A 20,643-nucleotide genomic window follows, 5' to 3' on the forward strand; every position below is an offset into this window, starting at 1 on the left:
CCCCAGTAGCGCTGGCGGCTCACGCCCCAGTCGCGCAGGCGCCAGGTGGTTTTCTTCTCGCCCAGCCCCAGCGCCGCCAGCTTGTGCGCCACCGCCTCCACGGCTTGCTTGAATGGCATGCCGCTGAAGCTGCCCGAGTTGACCACCACGCCGCGCTGCTTGTCGGCGTACCAGTCTTGCCAGCGCTCATAGTCAAATTGCTCGCCATCGACCTGCACCACCTGCTTGATCAGCAGGCGGTATTTTTTGGCGAATTCGAAGTCGCGCTCGTCGTGCGCGGGCACGCCCATGACGGCGCCGTCGCCATAGCTCATCAGCACATAGTTGCCGACCCAGACTGCAATCCGCAGCTGCGTGAGCGGATGCGTCACGAACAGCCCGGTCGCCATGCCTTTCTTCTCTTGCGTGGCCAGTTCCGCCTCGGTGGTGCCGCCGCTCTTGCAGTCCTCGATGAAAGCCGCCAGCGCTGGGTTGCTTCTTGCGGCGTGCACGGCCAGCGGATGCTCGGGCGCCACGGCGCAAAAGGTCACGCCCTTGATCGTGTCGGGCCGGGTGGTAAAGACATACATGCGGCCGTCGTCAATCAGCGCGCCAGACGCGTCGCGGATGTCGTGGGTGAAGGCAAAGCGCACGCCGTCGCTCTTGCCAATCCAGTTTTCCTGCATCAGCTTGACGCGCTCGGGCCAGCCCGGCAAACCAGTCTGCACCTGAGCCAGCAACTCCTCGGCGTAGTCGGTGATCTTGAGGTAGTAGCCCGGAATTTCGCGCTTTTCGACCGTCGCCCCGGTGCGCCAGCCCTTGCCGTCGATCACCTGCTCGTTGGCCAGCACGGTCTGGTCGACCGGGTCCCAGTTGACGACCTGGGTCTTGCGGTAGGCAATGCCCTTCTCAAGCATCTTCAGAAACAGCCACTGGTTCCATTTGTAGTACTCAGGCGTGCAGGTGGCGACCTCGCGGCTCCAGTCGATCGCCAGCCCCATGGCCTGCATCTGCTGCTTCATGTAAGCGATGTTCTCGAAGGTCCACTGGGCTGGCGGCACGCCGTTCTTTAACGCGGCGTTCTCGGCCGGCAGGCCAAAAGCGTCCCAACCCATCGGCATCAGCACGTTGAAACCCTGCATGCGCAACTGGCGCGTGAGCATGTCGTTGATGGTGTAGTTGCGCACATGGCCCATGTGCAGCTTGCCGCTGGGGTACGGCAGCATGGAGCAGGCGTAAAACTTCTTTTTGGACGAATCTTCGGTGACGCGGTAGGCATCCATGGCCGTCCAATGACTTTGGGCCGCTTGTTCGACGTCGAGAGGGGTGTATTTTTCTTGCATATAAGTTCACTCTGGCGATCAGGGCAATCGCAAGCGGCTGATTTTAAGGTTTGGCGCCAGGCGCGGCGGCGGGCTTGGGATCGGTCACAAAGCCGATCCGGTTCAAGCCCGCTTTTTGGGCGCTGCCCATGAGCTCGACGATGCGGCCGTAGGGCACGGCACTGTCGGCCCGCAACTGCAGTTCCAGGTCGGGATTGAGCCTGGCGGCTTGCGCCAGCTGCGCCGCCAGTTCAGCCAGCGTCAGCGCCTTGTCATTGAGGAAGCTTTGGCCGGCCTTGTCCACGACCACGGTCACGAACTTGGGCGCCGCATCGACCGCGCTGGCTTCGGTCTTGGGCAGATCGAGCTTGATGGAGCTCGCCAGCAGCGGCGCGGTGATGATGAAGATCACCACCAGCACCAGCATCACGTCGACCAGCGGCGTCATGTTGATCTCGCTCATCGGCTTTGGGGCGGCAGTGCTTTCCAGACGACCAAAGGACATCGCCGGCTCCGGGTCCAAGCCTACGCGGGCCAGACCGGCCGGGTGCTGGCGAGCTCGCGCAGGTCACGCGCAAAGCCTTCAAGCTCGGCTTCAATGCGGCCGATGACCCGGCCCAGCACGTTGTAGGCGAGCACCGCCGGAATGGCCACCGCCAGGCCCGCTGCGGTCATGATCAGCGCTTCGCCGACCGGGCCGGAAATCTTGTCAATCGTGACCTGGCCGACCGTGGCGATGCCCGCGAGCGCGTGGTAAATACCCCAGACTGTGCCCAGCAGCCCGACAAAGGGCGCCGTGGCGCCCACCGTGGCGAGCAAAACCTGGCCCGCGTTGAGCTTGGCCAAGGCCGCATGCAGCGCATCGCGCAGCACCCGGGTCAGTTGCTGGGACGGGTCCCCGACGCCAGCCAGCGTCCCATTTGCTTCAAGTTTTGTAGCGACAACCAGAGGAATGACGAGGGCTTCACGGTCAAACGCCTGCAATTTTGGCAGCGCCTCTGCGACCGATAGCGAGCTCCAGAAGGCGGCGACGCTGCGTCCCACGTCGCCACTGGCCCGGCGCAGCAACCACGATTTCCAGACAATGACAACCCAACTGCACACCGACATGGCCAAGAGCAGCAACGCCACACCGCGGGTGAGGGCGTCGCCCTGCCAAAACAACTGGGCCGGGTTCATTTCAGGTTCAGCACGTCAGCCATGTCGTACAAACCCGCTTTTTGTGTACTGAGAAAACGCAACGCGCGCAAACTGCCCTGCGCATAAGTGACCCGACTGGACGATTTGTGGCTGATCTCAATGCGCTCGCCAATACCGGCAAACAGCACGGTGTGGTCGCCCACAATGTCGCCGCCCCGAATGGTGGCAAAGCCAATCGAGGACGGATCACGTTCACCGGTGACGCCCTGGCGCGCATAGACGGCGCAGTCCTTGAGGTCGCGCCCGAGTGCGCTGGCCACCACCTCGCCCATTTTGAGCGCCGTGCCGGACGGGGCATCGACCTTGTGGCGGTGATGCGCCTCAATGATTTCAATGTCATAGCCCGTGGCGAGCGCCTTGGCCGCCATTTCCAGCAGCTTGAGGGTGACGTTGACGCCGACGCTCATGTTGGGCGCCATCACAATCGCAATGTCGCGCGCCGCCGCGGCGATCTCGGCCTTTTGCGCGTCGCTGAAGCCGGTGGTGCCAATCACCACATTGACGCCCAATTCACGGCATACGCGCAGATGGGCCAAGGTGCCCTCAGGGCGGGTGAAATCAATCAGGGTCTGGGCCGCTTTGAGCCCGGTCGCCAGATCAGCGGTAATCGTCACCCCGCTGGTCTGACCCAAAAACGCCATCGCATCAGCGCCCAGCCCCGGGCTGTCTGGGACGTCCAGCGCGCCGCTCAACACACAGTCAGGGGCACTGTTGACGGCTTCAATCAGCATCTGGCCCATGCGGCCAGACGCGCCCGCGATGGCCACACGATGGGTCAGGTTGTGAATCATGAGGGCGAACGCTGAAAAGACGGAAGAAGCTGGATAACCGGCTTAGCGTGCGGTCGGTTCCAGCGGCGGATAGCTCGCCGGCAGCGGGGGCAGCGACTCGGGCTCGACCGTTTTGGCCGGGGTTGGGGTCGGTGCTGCCGTCAAGCTCTCTGGCGGCATTTCCAGCACCGGCACTTTTCCGGCTTTCCGCCCTGAATCCAGCGAGGCCACGAACTCAGCCTCGGTTGGCAAGTCATCGGCTTCCATGCGCTCGAGCACATCGCCCGTGAAAAACACGGTGACTTTGCGCGCCTGTGGTTCCACGCCCTGGCGTTTAAAGGTGAAGACATAGTCCCACCGATCCGCGTGGAAAATGCTGGTCAACAAGGGCGTGCCCAGAATATCGCGCACCTGGGCCCGGCTCATGCCCGGTTGGACCGCCGCCGCTTGCTCTTTGGACACAAAATTGCCCTGCACGATGTCAATTTTGTAGGGCGTCACAATGCCGGCGATACGGGTGCTGGCGCCATTCAGACTGCCGCAGGCCATCAGGCTGGCGCTCGCGGCAAAAATCAGGCTCAAACGGGTAGCAAGACGTTGAAGATCAGACATGAGGTGGTGTGGGGTGTGGCGATATGATCAGCTCATTGTACCGGCTGTGCCTGCAGGATCGACCTGGCAGCCGGCCAGACTGAGACCCGCCATGACCAAGATCGATGAACTCAAAAGTACCGGCCTGAAAGCCACTTTGCCCCGGCTGAAAATCCTGGAAATATTCCAGAAGGGCGCGCAGCGGCACATGACGGCCGAGGACGTGTTTCGTGTCTTGCTGGTGGAGCGCTCGGATGTCGGTCTGGCCACGGTGTACCGGGTGTTGGCCCAGTTTGAGCAAGCCGACATCCTGATTCGGAGCCATTTTGAGAGCGGACGCGCGGTTTATGAGCTCAACGAGGGGCAGCACCATGACCACCTGGTGTGCCTGGATTGCGGCAAGGTCGAAGAGTTTTATGACCCGGAAATCGAAAAACGCCAGCGCGCGGTGGCCAAGGCCAAGGGCTTTGCCATCGCTGACCACGCCTTGAGCCTGTACGCCCATTGCACCAGGGACCAGTGCCCCGATCGCCCCGCCTCGACCGGCACCCCGGATTGACAAACAACGACCGCGCCGCACCGGCGCGTCAGCGCGCCGGCCTCATTCGCCCAGTATCATGGCCTTGCGGTGACGCTCGACAAATTCCTGGTAAGTGTCGATGCCGCGCAATTGCAGGATGGTGTTGCGCACGGCAGCTTCGACCAGCACCGCAATATTGCGCCCCGCCACCACCTGAATCACCACTTTACGCACCGGCACATCAAGGACGTCCTGGGTGAGCGGCTCATACGGAATGCGCTCATAGTCGCGCTCCATCGTTTCACGGCGCACCAGATGCACGATGAGCTTGAGCCGCATGCGCCGTCGCACCGCGGTTTCGCCAAAGATGCCGCGGATATCGAGCAGACCGATGCCGCGCACTTCCAGCAGGTTCATCAGCAACTCGGGGCAGCGGCCTTCAATCGTGTCCTGGTTGATGCGGTACAGGTCAACCGCATCATCGGCCACCAAGCCGTTGCCGCGCGAGATCAGCTCCAGCCCCAATTCACTTTTGCCCAGCCCCGATTCGCCGGTGATCAGCACGCCCAGGCCCAGAATATCCATGAACACGCCGTGCATCGTGATGCGGTCGGCAAAATATTTGGACAAGTAGGCGCGCAACACATCAATCACCAGCGCCGAGGAGCTCCGCGTGGCGAACATCGGAATCTGCGCCTGTTCGCACATCAACAACAGGGCTTGCGGCGCCGCCTGCCCGTCAGCCAGAATCAATACTGGCGGCTCCAGCGTGACAATCCGGGAAATCCGGCGCGCGCAGTCGTCTGGCGTCGAGTTGGTGAGATAGGCGATCTCGCGCTGGCCCAAAATCTGGATGCGATAGGGATGGATGTAATTGAGGTGACCCACCAGATCGGCGCCCGAGCGCGCCGCACGCACCGCCACCTCGTCGAAGCGACGCTCCGACGCGCCCAGCCCGGCCAGCCACTCCCACTTCAAGGTGTTGCGAAACTCCTCAAACAGCACATCGGCGCTGACAACGTTAGGCTTCACGCGGCATCCAGTGGATCAGGTCGGCACCCCGGCCAGGCTCAGGCCAACTGGGCCGATTGCCACTTGACGATCAGCTCGTGCAGATCCGCCGCGCTGCTGCTCGCGGCCATTTTTTCCCGCAGCGTTGCATCGCTCAGCATTTCGGCGATTTCCGAGAGGATTTCCAGATGCTTTTGCGTCGCCGACTCGGGCACCAGCAGAAAAATCAGCAAATTGACAGCTTGCTCGTCAGGCGCATCAAAGCCGATCGGATGGGCCAATTGCAGCACCGCAGCCATGGGCGTCTTCAGCCCCTTGATGCGGCCATGCGGAATGGCGACACCGTGCCCCAGACCGGTGGAGCCCAAGCGCTCTCGGGAGAACAAGCTGTCGGTCACCAGCGAGCGGCTCAGGCCATGCAGGTTTTCGAACAGCAAGCCCGCTTCTTCAAAAGCTCTCTTCTTGCTGGTGGCATCAACCTGCACAAGCACGTGTGCAGGGGGGAGGATGGCTGCGAGTCGATTCATAATTTAGGGGGGAATTATGCCCACATCCGATTTTGGCTAAAAAAAACCGCCCGGCGGAGCAGGCGGCGAGGTCTGATCTCAGGCGCTGGGTCTCACATCAGACGCTTGGGCGCTTCATGATGATGATTCTGCAGACGACTTTTGTGGCGGACGACCTGGCGGTCGAGTTTGTCGACCAGTTCGTCCACGGCCGCGTACAGATCGGCGTGCGAGCTCTCGGCAAACATATCGGTGCCTTTGACGTGAATATTGCATTCGGCGCGTTGCCTCAGGTCTTTTTCTGTTTGTTTCTCCACAGTGAGCAGCACCTTGACATCGACCACCTGGTCAAAATGCCGCTTGATGCGATCAAGCTTGGTGGTCACGTAACTGCGCAAGGCCGGGGTAACTTCGAGGTGATGTCCGCTGATCGTCAAATTCATAAATAATCTCCTGTTACTCTCACGGTTGAAACCGTTGCCGGCGGAATGCCGACAACACAAAAATCCAAATAAAAATTGGTGTCCGACGGATTCACTATGCCCCCGCCGTGGCGGAAATGCAAATCCTTTTTATGAACTCTTTGTGTACCGGGCAACAAAAAATGGCCTGCGGCACATTGAAATAAGCATGCAAAAAAATTTGGCCCTCGCGGGCTTGGCGCCATGAGCCGCGCCAGCAAACACGCCACCGGCGATTCTTTTTTTGCCTGGGACGGTGATGTGCTGATCATCAATATTCTGGGCAAGCCCAGCGCCGGCAAAGACGCCATTGGCAAACCTTTTGGCAAGCAACTCAAGGTCAGCGTGGCGGCGGCCCCGGTGGCTGGCAAGGCGACGGATCACATGGTGCGCTTTCTGGCGACCCAGTTTGACGTGAGCACCTCCGCCATTGAGGTTGTGTTTGGCCGGATGAATGTGAACAAGCAGGTGCGCATCAAAGCACCGAAAAGGCTGCCTGGCGTCTTTGCCCAGGGCTCTTTGCTGGTGGACGACGATGAGTGAAAATACGACCGCTGGATTTTGGCCCAAGGTCGACAGGCGCTGATGGTGACTGAAACCGCGCTCCGGAACTTTGCCAACCAGCCTGACTCACACTTTGGAATGAATAGTTTGAAATTTCCCCATCGCTTCTTTTTTGCTATAGTTTTAATAGCATCTTGTGTAATAACGACGGGGGCTCTAGCTCAAAATTTCGCTAAATCCGTGGTTGTCACCGAGCAGGTACGCGCGGAGTTGGTGGTGCAGGCGCCGGATGGCGTGGGCGCAGGTCAGACCGTCTGGGTGGGCCTCCAATTGACGCACCAGCCTGAATGGCACACCTATTGGAAAAACCCCGGCGACTCTGGCTTGCCCACCACGCTGCAATGGACGCTGCCTGCGGGCGTGACAGCGGGCGAGATCGCCTGGCCCTTGCCCAAAAAGATCCCCATTGGCGACCTGGCCAATTACGGCTTTGAGGGCACGGTGCTGCTGCCGGTGCCTTTGAGCATCACCCCCGCCTTCAAACCCTCCTTGCTCAACAGTGCCCTTGAAATCAAGCTCAAGGCCAGTTGGCTGGTGTGTCGACTCGAATGCGTGCCGCAGGACGGCGAATTTGTCCTGCAGGTGCCCGTGCGTGGCTCCACCGCCCTCAACAGCGCCGCGTTTGCCGCCAGCCTGCAGGCGCAGCCGACCGCGCTGGAAGGCGACAGCCGGATGGAGATTGACGGCAACCAGCTCAAACTGACGGTACCCGGCTTGCCGCCAGCACTGCGCGGCCAGCAGCTGGAATTTTTCCCGGAAACACCCGAGCTGATCGATCCGGCGCCGGCGTGGTCGCAGCAATGGACCCAGCTTGCCTCCGGCGACGTCTGGACCGCCAGCGTGCCCCTGTCACGGCTTCGCTCTGAAAGCCCGGCGCTGTTGCCGCTGGTGCTTGTGGCCGACATCAACGGCCAACGCCAGGGGGTGCGGGTCCAGGCCCGGCTGCTAGGTAACTGGCCGCCGATCGTGAGTTTGGCCAAAACCACCTCCCCCGTCCGCGCTGAACCGGCCCCGGCGCTGACCAGTAACCGCGGCGCGCCAACCGCCCCGGCAATTTCTGTGGGCCTGTGGGTCGCACTGCTGGGCGCGCTGCTGGGGGGCATGATCCTGAACCTGATGCCCTGTGTGTTTCCGGTGCTGGCGATCAAGGTGATGAGTTTTACCCGCCATGCCAATGACCGGCGCGGCCACCGCGTCAGCGCCCTAGCCTACAGCGCGGGCGTGGTGCTGTCCTTTGTGGCGCTGGGCGCCTTGCTGATCGGCTTGCGCAGCGCGGGCGAGCAGCTGGGCTGGGGCTTTCAGCTGCAGTCCCCGGCGGTGGTGGCCGCCCTGGCGGTCTTGTTCACCGTGATCGGGCTGAATCTGGCGGGCCTGTTTGAGTTTGGCCGTTTTTTGCCCAATGCAGTGCTGTCGTTGGAGGCCAAAAACCCGGCAGTGAACGCCTTTTTGTCGGGCGTGCTGGCCGTGGCCATCGCATCGCCCTGCACCGCGCCCTTCATGGGCGCCTCGCTCGGGCTGGCGCTGGCGCTGCCACCGCTGCAAGCCTTGCTGATTTTCATGACGCTGGGCATCGGCATGGCGCTGCCCTATCTGGCGGCCGGCCTGGTGCCGGCCGTGGCGCGCTGGCTGCCGCGCCCCGGCGCCTGGATGGACACCTTCCGCCGCGCCATGGCGTTCCCGATGTTTGCCACCGTGGTCTGGCTGCTATGGGTGCTGGGCCAACAAAGCGGCATTGACGGCGCGGCGGCCTTGCTGGCGCTGCTGGTGAGTTTGAGCATGGTGCTCTGGTCGCTGACACTCAAGGGCCACAGCCGGTTCATTACTGCTACTATTTCAATAGCTTCTCTCGTCCTATTGACGGGGGCTATCGGCCAAAATGTCGTAAAAATGGCCGAGGCATCCCCGACCACGAGCGCCAGCCGTTGGCAGCCCTGGGCGCCTGGGCGGGTGGAACAAGTGCTGGCCACCGGGGCACCGGTGTTTGTCGACTTCACCGCCGCCTGGTGCGTCACCTGCCAATACAACGAGAAAACGACGCTGGTCAACCCCGAGGTGCTGGCCGATTTCACCGCCAACAAGGTCACCTTGCTGCGGGCCGACTGGACCCGGCGCGACCCCGCCATCAGCGCTGCGCTGGCGCAACTCGGCCGCAACGGCGTGCCCGTCTATGTGCTGTACCAAAATGGTCAGACGCCCGTGGTGCTGTCTGAAATTCTGAGTGTGCAAGAGGTCCGCGCGATGCTGGCCAAATTAAAGAGTTCATGAAACCATGCTGACTGAAACCGAAACCATCCGCCAGATCCTGGCAAACTGCCGCACCGTCGCCGTGGTCGGCCTGTCACCCAAGCCCGAACGCGCCAGTTTTGAGGTGGCACGCTACCTGCAGGCGCATGGCTGGCGCATCATCCCGGTCAACCCGGTGGCCGCGGCCAGCGGGGCGACCATTTTGGGCGAACCGGTCTACGCCACCTTGCAAGAAGCAGCGCAACACGCCAGCATCGACGTGGTGGATGTGTTTCGCAACAGCGAGGATGTGCCGCCCGTCGCGCAAGAGGCGATTGCCATTGGCGCGCGGGCTTTGTGGCTGCAACTGGGCATTGAAAACGCGCCAGCCGCCGCCGCAGCCCAGGCGGCCGGCCTGTGGGTGGTGCAGAACCGGTGCCTGAAGATAGAACACGCCGCCAGCGCTTGACGAGGCGGTGGCTGTGATTGGCCGGCAGAGCGGCGATCCCACGGCCAGAGCGGCTAAGAAAATCTTAAGCTAGGCGGCTTATCGTTCGGTCTCCTTATTCCCAAGAGACCCCACCATGACATCAAAATTGAGTTCCGCTCACCTGCTGGCCCGCCTGGCGCTGGCCCTGCCTTTGGGCACCGCTGCCAACCCGATTCTTGATTTCTAACGGGCACAGGCCGCGCAGGAAGACGCCACCTTCAAGGATTTCTCGGTGGCAGCCGGGCAAAAGTTCTACAGCACCCAAGGCGCCGAGCTGTCGTGCGCTTCCTGCCACACTAATTCGCCCAAGCTGGAGGGCAAGCACGCCAAGACCAACAAGGCGGTTGAACCGATCGCGCCATCGGTCAACCCGAAACGCTTCAGTGACGCGGCCATTGTGAAAAAGTGGTTCAGGCGCAATTGCAACGACGTGCTCAAGCGCACCTGCAGCGCCCAGGAAAGGAGCGCTTTATGAGCTATGTGCTGTCGGTCAAGTAAGGGCGCGCCATGAAACTCCTCAAACGCTCGCTGCTGGCGGTGCTGGCCGCCACCTCGCTGGGCGCCTGTGCAGGTCCAACGGCGAAGACCGGGGCAGCCCGGTGATGCCCGCCCATGTCGATGCGAAATGGCAGACCGAATGCAACAGCTGTCACCTGGCCTACCCACCCGGTGTGCCGCCTGTTGCCTCGTGGAAGTAGCTCATGAGCGGCCTGAACCAGCACTTTGGAACCGACGCGTCCCCGTCATCGCAGGACACGCAGGAAATCACCGCCTTTCTGGAGAAAAACGCGTCCAAGCGCTGGAGCGCCAACAGCGCGCCGCTGCGCATCACCGACAGCCAGTGGTTCAAATCCAAGCACCGTGAAGTGGGCGCAGCCATTTGGCAGCACGCAGCCATCAAGAGTCCTGGCAATTGCGGCGTCTGCCACAGCGACGCCGGCAAGGGCGACTTCGACGGGGATCGCGTTCACATCCCCAAGTAAGCCACTGAAAAGTGGCCGGAATCTGAGACCGTCTCACCCACCTGTGATGGAGAGTGTGCCCATGCAACGCACCCTTATCTGGGGCCTGCCGACCCGCCTGTTCCACTGGAGCCTGGCGCTGAGCTTTGCCGGCGCCAGGCTCACCAGCGACGGCGATCAGTGGCGCGCCACCCACGTCTTTCTGGGCTACCTGATGCTGGGGCTGGTCGGTTTCCGCGTGCTGTGGGGCTTTGCCGGCTCGCACTTTTCGCACTTTGCCAGCTTGTACTTCGGCCCGAAAGAGGCCCGGACTATCTGAAACACGTGGCATCGGGCCGTGCCCTGCGCCGCGTCGGGCACAACCCCACCGGCAGTCTGGCCATCTACATTCTGCCGACCCTGGCGACGGTGGTCGGGATCACCGGCGTCCTGACCCTGGGAGGCGATGAACAGCAGGGCCTGGCGGCGGGCTGGTTCAGCTTTTCACAGATCAAGCTTGTGAAACAGTCACACGAAGCCCTCGCGGTCCTGATGCTGCTGCTGGTCTTTTGCCACCTCACCGGCGTGGTGGTGGAAAGCGTGCTGCACAAGGAAAACCTGGCGCGCTCGATGCTCACGGGCATCAAGCTGGCTGACGCCGACACACCGGCAGCGAGGCCGCACGCCGGGGTGGCGCTCCTGCTGCTGCTGATCACCGGATTGGCCGGCTGGTGGTTTTATTACGCGATTGACCGGCAGCTTGACGGCCAACCCGGTCACGTCGAATCAGTCACTGACAACGAAGAGCCTCGTGTGAAATTTGTCGGCCGCCAGTTGCCCGACAACGCCCAGTGGCGCGACGAATGCGGCAGTTGCCACGCCGTGTTTTACTCGGCGCTGCTGCCCGCGCGCTCGTGGCAGAAAATCATGGCCGAGCAAGACCAGCACTTTGGCACCGACCTCGGTCTCGACGCGGCCACCAGCACCGCGGTGCTGGCCTTCATGACAGCGAACTCGGCCGACCAGCACAACACAGAAGCGGCGTTCAAGATCGAGCAATCGATCCCCCGAAACGCCACCCCGCTGCGCATCACCGAGACGCCGTACTGGCTGCATAAACACCAGGAGATTCCCGCCGCCGAGTGGGGCTTCGACACTGGTGAAAAGCAAGAGGAACTGCGCGGCTTGCTACAGTGATGCCGAGCAGGGTACCTTTGAAGATGCGGCGATGCAGATCCCCAGGCCGGCGCTGACCAAACCCTGAGGGCAGTTGCACCCCGATCGGCCAGCGATCGGGGCCGGTCATGTGCGCTGCTGTTAAGCTGCCAGCCGTCTTCTCGTCCAAAATTCCGAACATGCCACTTTTCTCGATTCAAAACGGAAAACGGGTCGGCACCTTGCTGGTGTCGCTGCAATTGGGCCTGCTGCTTCTGCTGGCAGCGTTGGCGGCACCGAATGTGATACACGGCGCCATTCCCGCCGGCGCCTTCCTGCTGGCGGGGGTTTCCGTCGCGCTCGCCGCATGGACGCTGCTTCACAACCGGCTGAGAAATTTCAACATTCACCCGACGCCCAAAGTTCACGGCGTGTTGATCACGACCGGGCCGTATCGGTGGATTCGCCACCCCATGTACACCTCAGTTCTATTGGGTGGCGCCGCGCTGGCGTGGCCATCGGGCCTTCTCATCGGCTGGGTCGCGTGGTCCGCACTGGCCATTGTCCTGCTCCTGAAAGCAAGGCTCGAAGAGCGCTGGATGAGCGAGAAACACCCAGGCTATACCGCTTACATGCTTCGGAGCAAACGCCTTTTGCCTTGGCTGTTTTAAAAGGCCTTGGCACTCAGCATGCCAGCGAAAGCAACGCGAGCGTTATTTCGTCAGGCGCTCCACCAAAAAAACGCGCCAGCGCCTGACTGAAAACCGGCTCATTCGGGGCGACCTGGGCGAACAGCGTCATGCATGACCTGAATTTGAGGTCATCGGGTGAGCCAAAAACATCATGAATAGACTTGTCACCGGCCGCCAGCACGAGCTTCGTGCACTCTTTCAGCCGCGGTCCAAGAACGGGGTGCCTCCAATAAGCCAGCGCCTCGCCCCTTGACTCGATGCCAAAGTGTTTGGCAATCGGACTTCGACCAAGCGCCTTGAGCTGAGGAAAGATGAACCACATCCAGTGGCTTGTCTTTTGCCCCGCTGCAAGTTCTTCAGAAGCCGAGCGATAGACGCTGTCTTGCGCCTTGATGAACCGGTCCAGACCGTTTTGGGTCAAGTCGAATGGCATGACGTGGTTACCTCCGAATAATGCGCACTGGCAAGCTCCGCTGCTGGCTCGACCGACGTCAAGGCCGGCGAAAAGTCACTTGCTGGGATGACCAATATTTCGAATTCAATTTGTCAAGCCTGACTACTCCGCCCGTGGAGGGTGCGTGGACAAAACGGCCAGCGCCGACATAGATCCCCGCGTGGGTGACAACATTGCTTTGGGCAAAGAGGACCAGATCGCCCGAGCGAATGTTGTCGCTCAATACCGCCTGGCCCCAATATTGCATTCTGGCGACGGTTCGAGGTGGCGCCAACCCCGCCCTCTTCTGGTAGATGTAGCCAATCAGTCCACTGCAGTCAAAACCCGAGTCCGGTGTGTTGCCGCCATAGCGATACGGCGTGCCGACAAGGCCGACAGCATGAATCGTGATGTCATCGGCTTGCCCTAGCGAGATTCGCGATGGCACTGCCAGGGCGTCGTTGGAAGCAAGGCCACGACGGGCCGATGGCGAGTTCCCACAGCCCCCAAGGACTGACAGGAGCGTCAAGCAAGCAAGTAAGAGACCGAGTCTGTCGAACATGTTCACGCCGGTTGATTGAGTCCCGAAACAGATGAATGCGCCACCGATGGAGTCAATTCCACTGGGTATAAAGCCATCCGCATAAGCCAGCACCCACGACCCAAAGCAGCCACGTTTGCGACACAGCATACGGATACCCCATCAAGACCACGCCGGTCCAGGTCAGCGCGGGCGACATTGTTTTGCGACCGCGCCTGAACGCCACATAGCCAATGATGCCGAACAGAATGGCGCCGACGATGTAGGAGGGACTGGGCAAAACCAGGCCGAGGGATTCGAGATTTTTGATTTCATCCATAGGGCATCGTCAATCAGGCCCGCTGGCCTACTTCCCCAAGGCCCGCAGCGCCAGCCGGATGCCCTCGCTCACCCCCACCTCATTGGGCAACGCCTTCAGCGCCGCGGCGGCTTCCTTGTCGCTGTAGCCGAGCGCCAGCAGCGCCTGCAAAATGTCGGCCTGGCTGTCATTGGCCACACTGGCGGCGACACCGATATCGGGACCGAGCTTGCCTTTGAGCTCCAGCAGCAAGCGCTCGGCGGTTTTCTTGCCGATGCCGGGCACCTTGATCAGCCGCCCGCCTTCTTGCAGGGTGACCGCCTGTGAGAGCTCGGCCACGCTCATGCCCGACAGCACAGACAAAGCCGTGCGCGGCCCGACACCCGATATTTTGATGAGCTCGCGAAACGCCGCACGCTCGGCCTGGGTGGCAAAACCGTACAGAATCTGCGCGTCTTCGCGCACCACAAAATGCGTCAGCAGGCTGACCTTGGCGCCCAGCTCGGGCAGGTTGTAAAAGGTGCTCATGGGCACCAACACCTCATAGCCCACGCCGTGGCAGTCCACGATGACTTGGGGAGGATTTTTGTCGTCGAGCGTGCCGGTCAATTTGCCGATCATGGAATATCCTTTGAGGCCTGGCTTATTTGTTTGTCATAGGGTGTTGGTTGACACACGGCCGACGAGACAGAAGAGGACGCCCCGCCACAGTTCGATGCCAACCGCTCCTGGCGGCGCAACGGGTATCAGCGCTAGGCCAGGGAAGGGCCGTCCATGCCATGGCGGCATCGTTTGACTCAATCAGGCGGTCCGCAACGAAACCCGGCACGGTCTTTCATTGATCCAACAAGCGCTCATTGTCGGACACTTTGAACACGGCGACCGCTTGTGCCAGGTTCTGAGCCTGGCTCTTGAGGCTTTCCGCTGCGGCGGCCGACTGCTCCACCAGCGCCGCATTCTGCTGCGTCATCTGGTCGAGCTCGCTGATGGCGGTGTTGACTTCGGTGATGCCCTGAGATTGCTCTGCTGCTGCCGCCGTAATTTCGCCAATGATGTCGCTCACCCGTTTGACCGACGCCACAATTTCATCCATGGTGCCGCCCGTGGTCTGCACCAGGCGCAAACCCGACTCCACCTTCTCCACCGAGGCGCCAATCAGGCTCTTGATTTGCTTCGCTGCTTCCGCACTGCGACTGGCCAGGCTGCGCACCTCGCTGGCCACCACGGCAAAGCCGCGGCCCTGCTCCCCGGCCCTGGCGGCCTCGACTGCCGCATTGAGGGCCAAGATGTTGGTCTGGAACGCGATGCCATCGATGGTGCCGATGATGTCGGAGATTTTCCGGGAGCTCTGGTTGATGTCGTCCATGGTGGACACCATCTGGCCCACCATGGCGCCACCCCGGAGCGCCACTTCTGAGGCCGAGGTCGCCAACTGGTTGGCCTGGCTGGCGGCATCGGCCGACTGCCGCACCATGCTGGTGAGCTCGGCCATGCCCGATGCCGTGCGCTGCAGATTGCTGGCGGTCTGCTCGGTGCGAACGCTGAGGTCCTGATTTCCAAAGGCGATTTCGCTGGAAGCGACTGAAATGCTTTGGGTTGAATTTCGGATTTCCCCAATCGTGGACTGCAGCACGGTCGCCAGACGCTTGAGTGAATGGAGCAGGCTGCCCTGCTTGGCTTCAGGCAGGTCGAGCGCCAAATGGCCATCGGCCAGGGCACCCAGGGCCGAACTGGACACCGAGGGATCGCCCCCCAGCACGCTCTCGGCTGTGCGTCGAATCCAGACCGTGAAACCGATACAGGCGGCCACGCAAATCGTTGTGAGCAGCGCCGTCAGCTGACAGCCTATGGCCAGATAGTCGGCAATCACCTGGGACGGCTCGACGCGCGCTTTGCCCTGGAGCCACAGGGCGCCCAGCACCACCGCAGAACCGGCGCCTGCCACCATCGCGGTGGGAACGAGCATGGACAAGGTTAGTTTCTGCGTATAGTTCATGTGGATCACAGTAGGTCGAGGGGCCGATTCATTTTAGACCGCTGACCGCGACTTTTTTTGCAGCGCAGTCGCTTGAGGGCACCGAGCCTGGGGTCTGCGCAGCGCTTGCGACATGGGCCTCTTGCGCAAACAGCCTCTTGGGCTTGCCCAAGTGTCCCGGCCCCATGCGAAGTTTTTGCAGGGTTTTGCCAATACCACGTCACTATCAGGCTATCCTGAGTGACCTTTTTCAGGAATTACCAACTTGATTCTCCGACACCTGTTCTCCCCGCCGAACAACACCCGCTTGTCGCACCTGTGCGGCCCGATGGACGAGCACCTGCGCACGATCGAAGTCGCGCTGCAAGTCAAAATTGCGCATCGGCACGAGCAGTTCAAGGTCGATGGCAGCAAGGCCAATGCCAAGCGCGGCATGGAAATGCTGCAAGCCTTGTACGAGATCGCAGCGCGCCCGATCGAGCCTGCCACGGTGCAACTGATGCTGGCGGGTGACGCCGACTTGAATGACGCTGACGGCCCGGGCCTGAAGACCAAGCGCAGCGACCTCAAACCGCGCACGCTGAACCAGGCCACTTATCTCGACAGCATCACCAGCCACGACATCACCTTTGGCATCGGCCCGGCCGGCACCGGCAAAACCTACCTGGCGGTGGCGATGGCCGTGGATGCCTTGGCGCGCAGCGCCGTCCAGCGCATCGTGCTGACGCGCCCGGCGGTGGAGGCCGGCGAGCGCCTCGGTTATTTGCCCGGCGATCTGGCGCAAAAGATCGACCCGTATCTGCGCCCGCTGTACGACGCGCTGTACGACCTGATGGGCTTTGAGCAGGTGCAAAAAGCGTTTGAGCGCCAGACCATCGAGGTCGCGCCGCTGGCCTTCATGCGCGGCAGGACGCTCAACACCGCCTTTGTGATTCTGGACGAGGCGCAAAACACCACGCCCGAGCAGATGAAGATGTTTTTGACCCGCATCGGCTTCGGCTCCAAAGCGGTGATCACCGGCGACGTGAGCCAGATCGACCTGCCCAAAACCCAGCTCAGCGGCTTGATCGACGCCGAGCGTGTGCTCAAGCGCGTGCCCGGCATTGCGATCTGCCGCCTGACCAGTGCGGACGTGGTGCGGCACCCGCTGGTCGCGCGCATTGTGGATGCCTACGATGCGCCCGGGCGCGCCAGCGCAGCGCAGCGACGCCAGGACGACGACTTCGACGATGAGGTGGCAGGACCAAAACCGCGGGTGCGTGCGCGCAAAAATTCGGTCTGAGCCGACTAACTACTGAAACAATAGCTACTCACGCCTATTCCACGCGGGCTAGCGCCCTAATTTACTTAAAAATATGTTAAACCAGCTGACGCTTTCCCTGCAATTTGGCAAACTTGAAAATGCCGCCCTGCACCGCGCCGCCCTGCCCCGCCACAAAGTGGCGCGCTGGATTTGCCACGCGCTGCAAAGCGACGCCGAAATCACGGTGCGCATCGTCGACGCCGAGGAGGGCCAGGCCTTGAACCGCGACTACCGTAAAAAAGACTACGCCACCAATGTGCTGACTTTCGACTACACGCAGGAGCCCGTGGTCACGGCCGACCTGGTGCTGTGCGCACCGGTAGTAGCCAAAGAAGCCAAGGAACAAGGCAAGACGCTGCAAGCGCACTACGCCCACCTGCTGGTGCACGGCGCACTTCACGCCCAAGGCTGGGACCACGACGAAGAAGAGGACGCCCAGGTCATGGAGCTGCGCGAGAGCGAGATCATGGCCCGACTCGGGTTTGAAAATCCATATTGAGTCCGGCCCACCCCACATTTCCCCCACCGTCTCATGATGCACACCACAGCCCTGGTTCTTTTTTCTGGCGGCCAGGATTCGACCACCTGCCTGGCGCTGGCCCTGTCCAAATACGAGCGGGTCGAAACCATTGCCTTTGACTACCGCCAGCGCCACCTGGTCGAGCTCGACGCGCGCCTGGTCGTGCTGAACGAGATCCGCGCCAAATTCCCTCACTGGGCCGAGAAGCTGGGCGAGGACCATCTGCTGGACCTGGCGGTGCTGGGCGAGGTCAGCGACACGTCGCTCACGCGCGACACGGCTTTCAAGATGGAACAGGGCGGCCTGCCGAACACCTTTGTGCCGGGGCGCAACCTGCTGTTCTTAACGCTCGCTGCGGCGGTGGCGTACCGGCGCGACCTGCAGGTGCTGGTCACCGGGGTGTGTGAAGCCGACTTTTCCGGCTACCCCGATTGCCGCGACGACACGATGAAGGCGATGCAGCTCGCGCTCTCGCTCGGCATGGACAAACGCTTCTTGATTGAAACCCCGCTGATGTGGATCGACAAAGCCGCCACTTGGTCACTGGCGCACGAACTGGGCGAAAAATCCGGCGTGGCAGGCGGTGGTGATGCGCTGGTGGACCTGATCATCGAACACACCCATACCTGTTATATGGGGGACCGCGAGCACCGCCATGCCTGGGGCTATGGCTGCGGCGAGTGCCCCGCTTGTCAGCTGCGCGCGCGCGGTTATGCGCGCTTTGCCGTGGCGCCGCGGGTTTGAGTCGGCGGGGATGGTCATTTGGACAGAGGTGCCAATTGCCGCGTTGAAGACAAAAAGCAGCCGTAGCGTTGCCGAAAATAACCTCCAGATACCAGTCGCTGAGGCGGTGGTCGTTGTAGGCCCGTGTACTGGCAGAAATTTGAAGGTCACATTTGGCTACTACGCTCTAAACAGGCAGACTCGTGCTATCTTGGCCACGAATCACACAAAAGGTAACTGAATGATCCAACGCTTAGAAATCGGCGCACGCATGTCCGAGGTGGCCGTACACAATGGCACGATCTACTTGGCTGGTCAGGTTGCGAGTGACGCCAGCGCAGACATTCAAGGCCAAACTGGACAGATTCTTGCGGAAATCGACGCTTTGCTGGCCCGTGCCGGCAGCGACAAGAGCAAGATTTTGATGACCCAGATTTTTCTGACCGACATGGTCGACTTTGCCGGCATGAACGCGGTTTGGGATGCTTGGGTCGTTCCCGGTCAGACACCGCCGCGTGCAACCGTGCAAGCAGCGCTGGCCAAGCCCGGTTGGAAAATTGAGGTTGTGGTCACAGCCGCCGTTTGAATCACGCGGGGTAAATTTCCCGTCCCTTGGGGGCTATTGCCCTGCCTTTGTTATTTTGGTGTCCCATACGCCGCAGCTTACTTCGGGGATTTTCATTGACTGCGCGACGGGGAGTGACCTCTGGCCGGCACGCCGATGACGCCACTTCAGTTCTTCGCTGAAATCCCCCCAACCCTGAATCGGTATCACCCTACCGCTGATCTCCCTTAAAACGGTCAGGGCACGAACGGCTCCGATGTCAAAGCCGCCTTCGCCCGAACCCGATTGGGCGTCTTGGAGCAATCTTGGTGTATCTAGGTGTAAACACTGATATGGGTCTGTTTTTTTGCAAATAGAATTATTTTTATGTTGTTATTTTTCTTTTGGAAAAAAATCAACTAACATTATTAACTCTAAGTCTATGCGCGAATTTCTTGACCCCACCGATCGGCGCCTGGCCAAGTTGCTTTCCAGTGACGGGCAGGACAGCGTGAATCAGCTGGCAGAGAAACTGCAGCTGAGTCCGCCAACGGTGCGAACACGCTTGCGGTCGCTGATTGACAAGAACATTCTGAAAATTGTCGGCCTGCTGAATTTGTCGGAAAGGCCGGAGCTCATTGCCGCCATTGTGGGCATCAACGCCAACGCGCAGGGGCATCTTGACGAGCTGATGAAGAAAATCGCTGACGTGCCATTTGTGACTTCCGTGAGCCTGGTGACCGGTCGTTTCGACTTGATCGTGGAGGTCCTGGTGGCCGGCGATGTTCAAGATCTTTACCGCTTCACAAGCGAACTTCTTCCCCGCGTTGCCGCGCCTGGGGTGATCAGCCGCAGTGAAACTTTCGTCGTGATGAAATCACATGAAAAATGGGTCAACCTGCCTCGGGGTTGCTGGGAGGAAGGTGTCGATGGCGGCATTGCCGCTGGCGTCGCCACCCCCAAGCCGGAGAACGCTTGAAGATTGGTTTCTGTCTTGGAGGATGGTCTTCCAAGGAGATTATTAGAGGAGAACGTAAATGAAGAAGTTGAATTTTTTGCCCGCGATACTGCTGTCCTGCCTGGGCTACTTTGGTGTCGCAGCCCTCGCTCACGCGTCCACCCTGGACGATATTCAAAAGCGCGGCGAACTGAGGATCGCGGTTCAAACACAGGGCCCTCCGTTTTCCATGATCGACAAGAACGGGGAGCGCACCGGCAGTTCCGTGGAGCTTGCCAAATTGATGGCCAAGGAGATGGGCGTCAAGGCGGTCTTTCTTGACCTCGACTGGGACGGACTGTTGCCAGCCCTCATTTCCGGCAAAGCCGACTTACTCGCGGCCGACATGACGCCGACCCTGGCGCGCGCTGTGAAAGTTGCTTTCACCAAGCCTTTCATCTACATCGGCCCGGTTGTGGCGGCCAAGGCCGGGAGTAAATTCACTTCCACTGCGGCCTGCAAGGCGCCCGGTACAAAAATCGCCGTTCTGTTTGGCAGCACCGGCGAGAAGCTGGCAAAAACCGTTTTTGAAAAGGGTGAAATCAAGAGCTACAAAGGCGGCGGAACTTTGCTGCTCGACGCTGTGAAGAATGGACAAGCCGACTGCCTGCTCAATGACAGCTCAGCCGTGGCGGGCCAGTCGGCCGGCTACCCCAAGGGCACCTTCAAAATCATGCCGGAACTGCTGGCCAAAGAGCCTTTGGCCTATGCAACCCGTTACGACTCCCTCGACCTGCTGATCTGGATCAATTTGTTCATTGACCAGACCACGCTCGACGGTCGCCTTCAACAGAATCTTGACTACTGGGTCAACTCGGCGAAATGGAAAGAGGCGCACTGAGTCTCTGATGCGGCCTGGGATTCGGCGCTGGTGTGACTGCGCC

The 20,643-nt window shown here is 60.9% G+C and carries 26 protein-coding genes and 2 pseudogenes; 15 read left to right on the forward strand and 13 right to left on the reverse strand.

Translation table 11 applies throughout. The features are described 5' to 3' along the window. The 5 genes from leuS to bamE all read right to left on the reverse strand — a co-directional run. A partial coding sequence (gene leuS, locus GZ093_RS14575; protein ID WP_296487094.1) for a leucine--tRNA ligase occupies positions 1-1,322 on the reverse strand: 1,322 nt, incomplete at its 3' end. A 43-nt stretch (positions 1,323-1,365) separates the two neighbouring features. Then, a complete protein-coding gene (locus GZ093_RS14580; protein ID WP_296487096.1) occupies positions 1,366-1,806 on the reverse strand; it encodes a biopolymer transporter ExbD in 441 nt (146 codons plus the stop codon). Positions 1,807-1,826: 20 nt separating this feature from the next. Then, positions 1,827-2,480, reverse strand: coding sequence for a MotA/TolQ/ExbB proton channel family protein (locus GZ093_RS14585; protein WP_296487097.1), 654 nt, complete (start codon positions 2,478-2,480; stop codon positions 1,827-1,829). Next, the gene (gene dapB, locus GZ093_RS14590; protein ID WP_296487099.1) at positions 2,477-3,292 is read right to left on the reverse strand and encodes a 4-hydroxy-tetrahydrodipicolinate reductase; all 816 of its coding nucleotides are present in this window, start codon (positions 3,290-3,292) and stop codon (positions 2,477-2,479) included. Before dapB ends, GZ093_RS14585 begins: the two co-directional genes overlap by 4 nt. A 42-nt stretch (positions 3,293-3,334) precedes the next feature. Next, positions 3,335-3,883 (reverse strand): outer membrane protein assembly factor BamE, encoded by a 549-nt coding sequence (gene bamE / locus GZ093_RS14595; protein WP_296487101.1) that lies wholly within the window; start codon positions 3,881-3,883, stop codon positions 3,335-3,337. A 91-nt stretch (positions 3,884-3,974) separates the two neighbouring features. Between bamE and fur the strand changes: the two genes are divergently transcribed. Beyond that, entirely contained in the window at positions 3,975-4,421 is a 447-nt protein-coding gene (fur, locus tag GZ093_RS14600) for a ferric iron uptake transcriptional regulator (protein WP_296487102.1), read from the forward strand. A 42-nt stretch (positions 4,422-4,463) separates the two neighbouring features. Here fur and hprK read toward each other — a convergent pair whose 3' ends face one another. The 3 genes from hprK to raiA form a co-directional block, all read right to left on the reverse strand. Then, on the reverse strand, positions 4,464-5,414 hold the full coding sequence (gene hprK / locus GZ093_RS14605; protein WP_296487104.1) for an HPr(Ser) kinase/phosphatase: 951 nt from the start codon (positions 5,412-5,414) through the stop codon (positions 4,464-4,466). Positions 5,415-5,452: 38 nt separating this feature from the next. Next, on the reverse strand, positions 5,453-5,920 hold the full coding sequence (ptsN, locus tag GZ093_RS14610; RefSeq protein ID WP_296487106.1) for a PTS IIA-like nitrogen regulatory protein PtsN: 468 nt from the start codon (positions 5,918-5,920) through the stop codon (positions 5,453-5,455). A 92-nt stretch (positions 5,921-6,012) separates the two neighbouring features. Continuing rightward, positions 6,013-6,342: a ribosome-associated translation inhibitor RaiA gene (gene raiA, locus GZ093_RS14615; RefSeq protein WP_296487108.1), complete on the reverse strand. Its 330-nt coding sequence runs from the start codon at positions 6,340-6,342 to the stop codon at positions 6,013-6,015. A 222-nt stretch (positions 6,343-6,564) separates the two neighbouring features. Between raiA and GZ093_RS14620 the strand changes: the two genes are divergently transcribed. The 8 genes and pseudogenes from GZ093_RS14620 to GZ093_RS14655 all read left to right on the forward strand — a co-directional run bounded on the left by GZ093_RS14620 (position 6,565) and on the right by GZ093_RS14655 (position 12,404). Then, positions 6,565-6,903: a DUF167 family protein gene (locus tag GZ093_RS14620; RefSeq protein WP_296487109.1), complete on the forward strand. Its 339-nt coding sequence runs from the start codon at positions 6,565-6,567 to the stop codon at positions 6,901-6,903. Between the two features lie 99 nt (positions 6,904-7,002). Then, on the forward strand, positions 7,003-9,189 hold the full coding sequence (locus tag GZ093_RS14625) for a thioredoxin family protein (protein ID WP_296487111.1): 2,187 nt from the start codon (positions 7,003-7,005) through the stop codon (positions 9,187-9,189). A gap of 4 nt (positions 9,190-9,193) precedes the next feature. Further along, positions 9,194-9,616 carry a CoA-binding protein gene (locus tag GZ093_RS14630; RefSeq protein ID WP_296487113.1) on the forward strand — a complete coding sequence of 141 codons (423 nt, stop codon included), beginning with the start codon at positions 9,194-9,196 and terminating at the stop codon, positions 9,614-9,616. 253 nt (positions 9,617-9,869) lie between these two features. Next, a complete protein-coding gene (locus GZ093_RS14635; RefSeq protein WP_296487115.1) occupies positions 9,870-10,112 on the forward strand; it encodes a DUF1924 domain-containing protein in 243 nt (80 codons plus the stop codon). A 127-nt stretch (positions 10,113-10,239) separates the two neighbouring features. After that, positions 10,240-10,620: pseudogene (locus tag GZ093_RS14640) on the forward strand (cytochrome C). A gap of 61 nt (positions 10,621-10,681) precedes the next feature. Further along, the gene (locus GZ093_RS14645) at positions 10,682-10,918 is read left to right on the forward strand and encodes a hypothetical protein (RefSeq protein ID WP_296487116.1); all 237 of its coding nucleotides are present in this window, start codon (positions 10,682-10,684) and stop codon (positions 10,916-10,918) included. Next, positions 10,843-11,775, forward strand: coding sequence for a cytochrome b/b6 domain-containing protein (locus GZ093_RS14650; protein ID WP_363260846.1), 933 nt, complete (start codon positions 10,843-10,845; stop codon positions 11,773-11,775). The genes GZ093_RS14645 and GZ093_RS14650 overlap by 76 nt, the downstream gene beginning before the upstream one ends. A gap of 158 nt (positions 11,776-11,933) precedes the next feature. Continuing rightward, complete coding sequence (locus GZ093_RS14655) at positions 11,934-12,404, forward strand: isoprenylcysteine carboxylmethyltransferase family protein (RefSeq protein WP_296487119.1); 471 nt, start codon at positions 11,934-11,936, stop codon at positions 12,402-12,404. 13 nt (positions 12,405-12,417) lie between these two features. On the opposite strand, the gene GZ093_RS14660 is transcribed toward GZ093_RS14655, so the two are convergent. From GZ093_RS14660 to GZ093_RS14680, 5 genes and pseudogenes are all read right to left on the reverse strand, one after another. Further along, positions 12,418-12,858, reverse strand: a complete 441-nt coding sequence (locus GZ093_RS14660) for a DUF1810 domain-containing protein (protein WP_296487121.1) — start codon at positions 12,856-12,858, stop codon at positions 12,418-12,420. A 58-nt stretch (positions 12,859-12,916) separates the two neighbouring features. Next, positions 12,917-13,420 carry a C40 family peptidase gene (locus GZ093_RS14665; RefSeq protein ID WP_296487123.1) on the reverse strand — a complete coding sequence of 168 codons (504 nt, stop codon included), beginning with the start codon at positions 13,418-13,420 and terminating at the stop codon, positions 12,917-12,919. A gap of 52 nt (positions 13,421-13,472) precedes the next feature. After that, positions 13,473-13,718 carry a hypothetical protein gene (locus GZ093_RS14670; RefSeq protein ID WP_296487125.1) on the reverse strand — a complete coding sequence of 82 codons (246 nt, stop codon included), beginning with the start codon at positions 13,716-13,718 and terminating at the stop codon, positions 13,473-13,475. Positions 13,719-13,745: 27 nt separating this feature from the next. Beyond that, positions 13,746-14,318: a Holliday junction branch migration protein RuvA gene (gene ruvA, locus GZ093_RS14675; protein WP_296487127.1), complete on the reverse strand. Its 573-nt coding sequence runs from the start codon at positions 14,316-14,318 to the stop codon at positions 13,746-13,748. A gap of 214 nt (positions 14,319-14,532) precedes the next feature. Then, positions 14,533-15,315 (reverse strand): annotated as a pseudogene (locus tag GZ093_RS14680) (methyl-accepting chemotaxis protein); the annotation flags it as partial. A 622-nt stretch (positions 15,316-15,937) separates the two neighbouring features. On the opposite strand from GZ093_RS14680, the gene GZ093_RS14685 reads away from it, so the two are divergent. From GZ093_RS14685 to GZ093_RS14710, 6 genes are all read left to right on the forward strand, one after another. Beyond that, entirely contained in the window at positions 15,938-16,954 is a 1,017-nt protein-coding gene (locus GZ093_RS14685) for a PhoH family protein (RefSeq protein WP_296487129.1), read from the forward strand. Positions 16,955-17,027: 73 nt separating this feature from the next. After that, positions 17,028-17,474 (forward strand): rRNA maturation RNase YbeY, encoded by a 447-nt coding sequence (gene ybeY, locus GZ093_RS14690; RefSeq protein ID WP_296487130.1) that lies wholly within the window; start codon positions 17,028-17,030, stop codon positions 17,472-17,474. A 36-nt stretch (positions 17,475-17,510) separates the two neighbouring features. Next, positions 17,511-18,239 carry a 7-cyano-7-deazaguanine synthase QueC gene (gene queC, locus GZ093_RS14695; protein WP_296487137.1) on the forward strand — a complete coding sequence of 243 codons (729 nt, stop codon included), beginning with the start codon at positions 17,511-17,513 and terminating at the stop codon, positions 18,237-18,239. A 220-nt stretch (positions 18,240-18,459) separates the two neighbouring features. Then, a complete protein-coding gene (locus GZ093_RS14700; protein WP_296487132.1) occupies positions 18,460-18,804 on the forward strand; it encodes a RidA family protein in 345 nt (114 codons plus the stop codon). A gap of 325 nt (positions 18,805-19,129) precedes the next feature. Continuing rightward, positions 19,130-19,741: an Lrp/AsnC family transcriptional regulator gene (locus GZ093_RS14705; RefSeq protein ID WP_296487133.1), complete on the forward strand. Its 612-nt coding sequence runs from the start codon at positions 19,130-19,132 to the stop codon at positions 19,739-19,741. A 58-nt stretch (positions 19,742-19,799) separates the two neighbouring features. Continuing rightward, positions 19,800-20,600: an ABC transporter substrate-binding protein gene (locus GZ093_RS14710; protein ID WP_296487135.1), complete on the forward strand. Its 801-nt coding sequence runs from the start codon at positions 19,800-19,802 to the stop codon at positions 20,598-20,600. Positions 20,601-20,643: the final 43 nt, after the last annotated feature.

The organism is Rhodoferax sp. (genome assembly GCF_010365055.1).
Classification (GTDB): domain Bacteria; phylum Pseudomonadota; class Gammaproteobacteria; order Burkholderiales; family Burkholderiaceae_C; genus Rhodoferax.

What these genes read in the sequence shown, in the direction of transcription:
- GZ093_RS14580 (WP_296487096.1), bottom strand. Translation starts at nt 1,806, where the DNA reads ATGTCCTTTGGTCGTCTGGAAAGCACTGCCGCCCCAAAGCCGATGAGC.
- GZ093_RS14585 (WP_296487097.1), bottom strand. Translation starts at nt 2,480, where the DNA reads ATGAACCCGGCCCAGTTGTTTTGGCAGGGCGACGCCCTCACCCGCGGT.
- dapB (WP_296487099.1), bottom strand. Translation starts at nt 3,292, where the DNA reads ATGATTCACAACCTGACCCATCGTGTGGCCATCGCGGGCGCGTCTGGC.
- bamE (WP_296487101.1), bottom strand. Translation starts at nt 3,883, where the DNA reads ATGTCTGATCTTCAACGTCTTGCTACCCGTTTGAGCCTGATTTTTGCC.
- fur (WP_296487102.1), top strand. Translation starts at nt 3,975, where the DNA reads ATGACCAAGATCGATGAACTCAAAAGTACCGGCCTGAAAGCCACTTTG.
- ptsN (WP_296487106.1), bottom strand. Translation starts at nt 5,920, where the DNA reads ATGAATCGACTCGCAGCCATCCTCCCCCCTGCACACGTGCTTGTGCAG.
- raiA (WP_296487108.1), bottom strand. Translation starts at nt 6,342, where the DNA reads ATGAATTTGACGATCAGCGGACATCACCTCGAAGTTACCCCGGCCTTG.
- GZ093_RS14620 (WP_296487109.1), top strand. Translation starts at nt 6,565, where the DNA reads ATGAGCCGCGCCAGCAAACACGCCACCGGCGATTCTTTTTTTGCCTGG.
- GZ093_RS14625 (WP_296487111.1), top strand. Translation starts at nt 7,003, where the DNA reads ATGAATAGTTTGAAATTTCCCCATCGCTTCTTTTTTGCTATAGTTTTA.
- GZ093_RS14630 (WP_296487113.1), top strand. Translation starts at nt 9,194, where the DNA reads ATGCTGACTGAAACCGAAACCATCCGCCAGATCCTGGCAAACTGCCGC.
- GZ093_RS14645 (WP_296487116.1), top strand. Translation starts at nt 10,682, where the DNA reads ATGCAACGCACCCTTATCTGGGGCCTGCCGACCCGCCTGTTCCACTGG.
- GZ093_RS14655 (WP_296487119.1), top strand. Translation starts at nt 11,934, where the DNA reads ATGCCACTTTTCTCGATTCAAAACGGAAAACGGGTCGGCACCTTGCTG.
- GZ093_RS14660 (WP_296487121.1), bottom strand. Translation starts at nt 12,858, where the DNA reads ATGCCATTCGACTTGACCCAAAACGGTCTGGACCGGTTCATCAAGGCG.
- GZ093_RS14665 (WP_296487123.1), bottom strand. Translation starts at nt 13,420, where the DNA reads ATGTTCGACAGACTCGGTCTCTTACTTGCTTGCTTGACGCTCCTGTCA.
- GZ093_RS14670 (WP_296487125.1), bottom strand. Translation starts at nt 13,718, where the DNA reads ATGGATGAAATCAAAAATCTCGAATCCCTCGGCCTGGTTTTGCCCAGT.
- ruvA (WP_296487127.1), bottom strand. Translation starts at nt 14,318, where the DNA reads ATGATCGGCAAATTGACCGGCACGCTCGACGACAAAAATCCTCCCCAA.
- ybeY (WP_296487130.1), top strand. Translation starts at nt 17,028, where the DNA reads ATGTTAAACCAGCTGACGCTTTCCCTGCAATTTGGCAAACTTGAAAAT.
- queC (WP_296487137.1), top strand. Translation starts at nt 17,511, where the DNA reads ATGCACACCACAGCCCTGGTTCTTTTTTCTGGCGGCCAGGATTCGACC.
- GZ093_RS14700 (WP_296487132.1), top strand. Translation starts at nt 18,460, where the DNA reads ATGATCCAACGCTTAGAAATCGGCGCACGCATGTCCGAGGTGGCCGTA.
- GZ093_RS14710 (WP_296487135.1), top strand. Translation starts at nt 19,800, where the DNA reads ATGAAGAAGTTGAATTTTTTGCCCGCGATACTGCTGTCCTGCCTGGGC.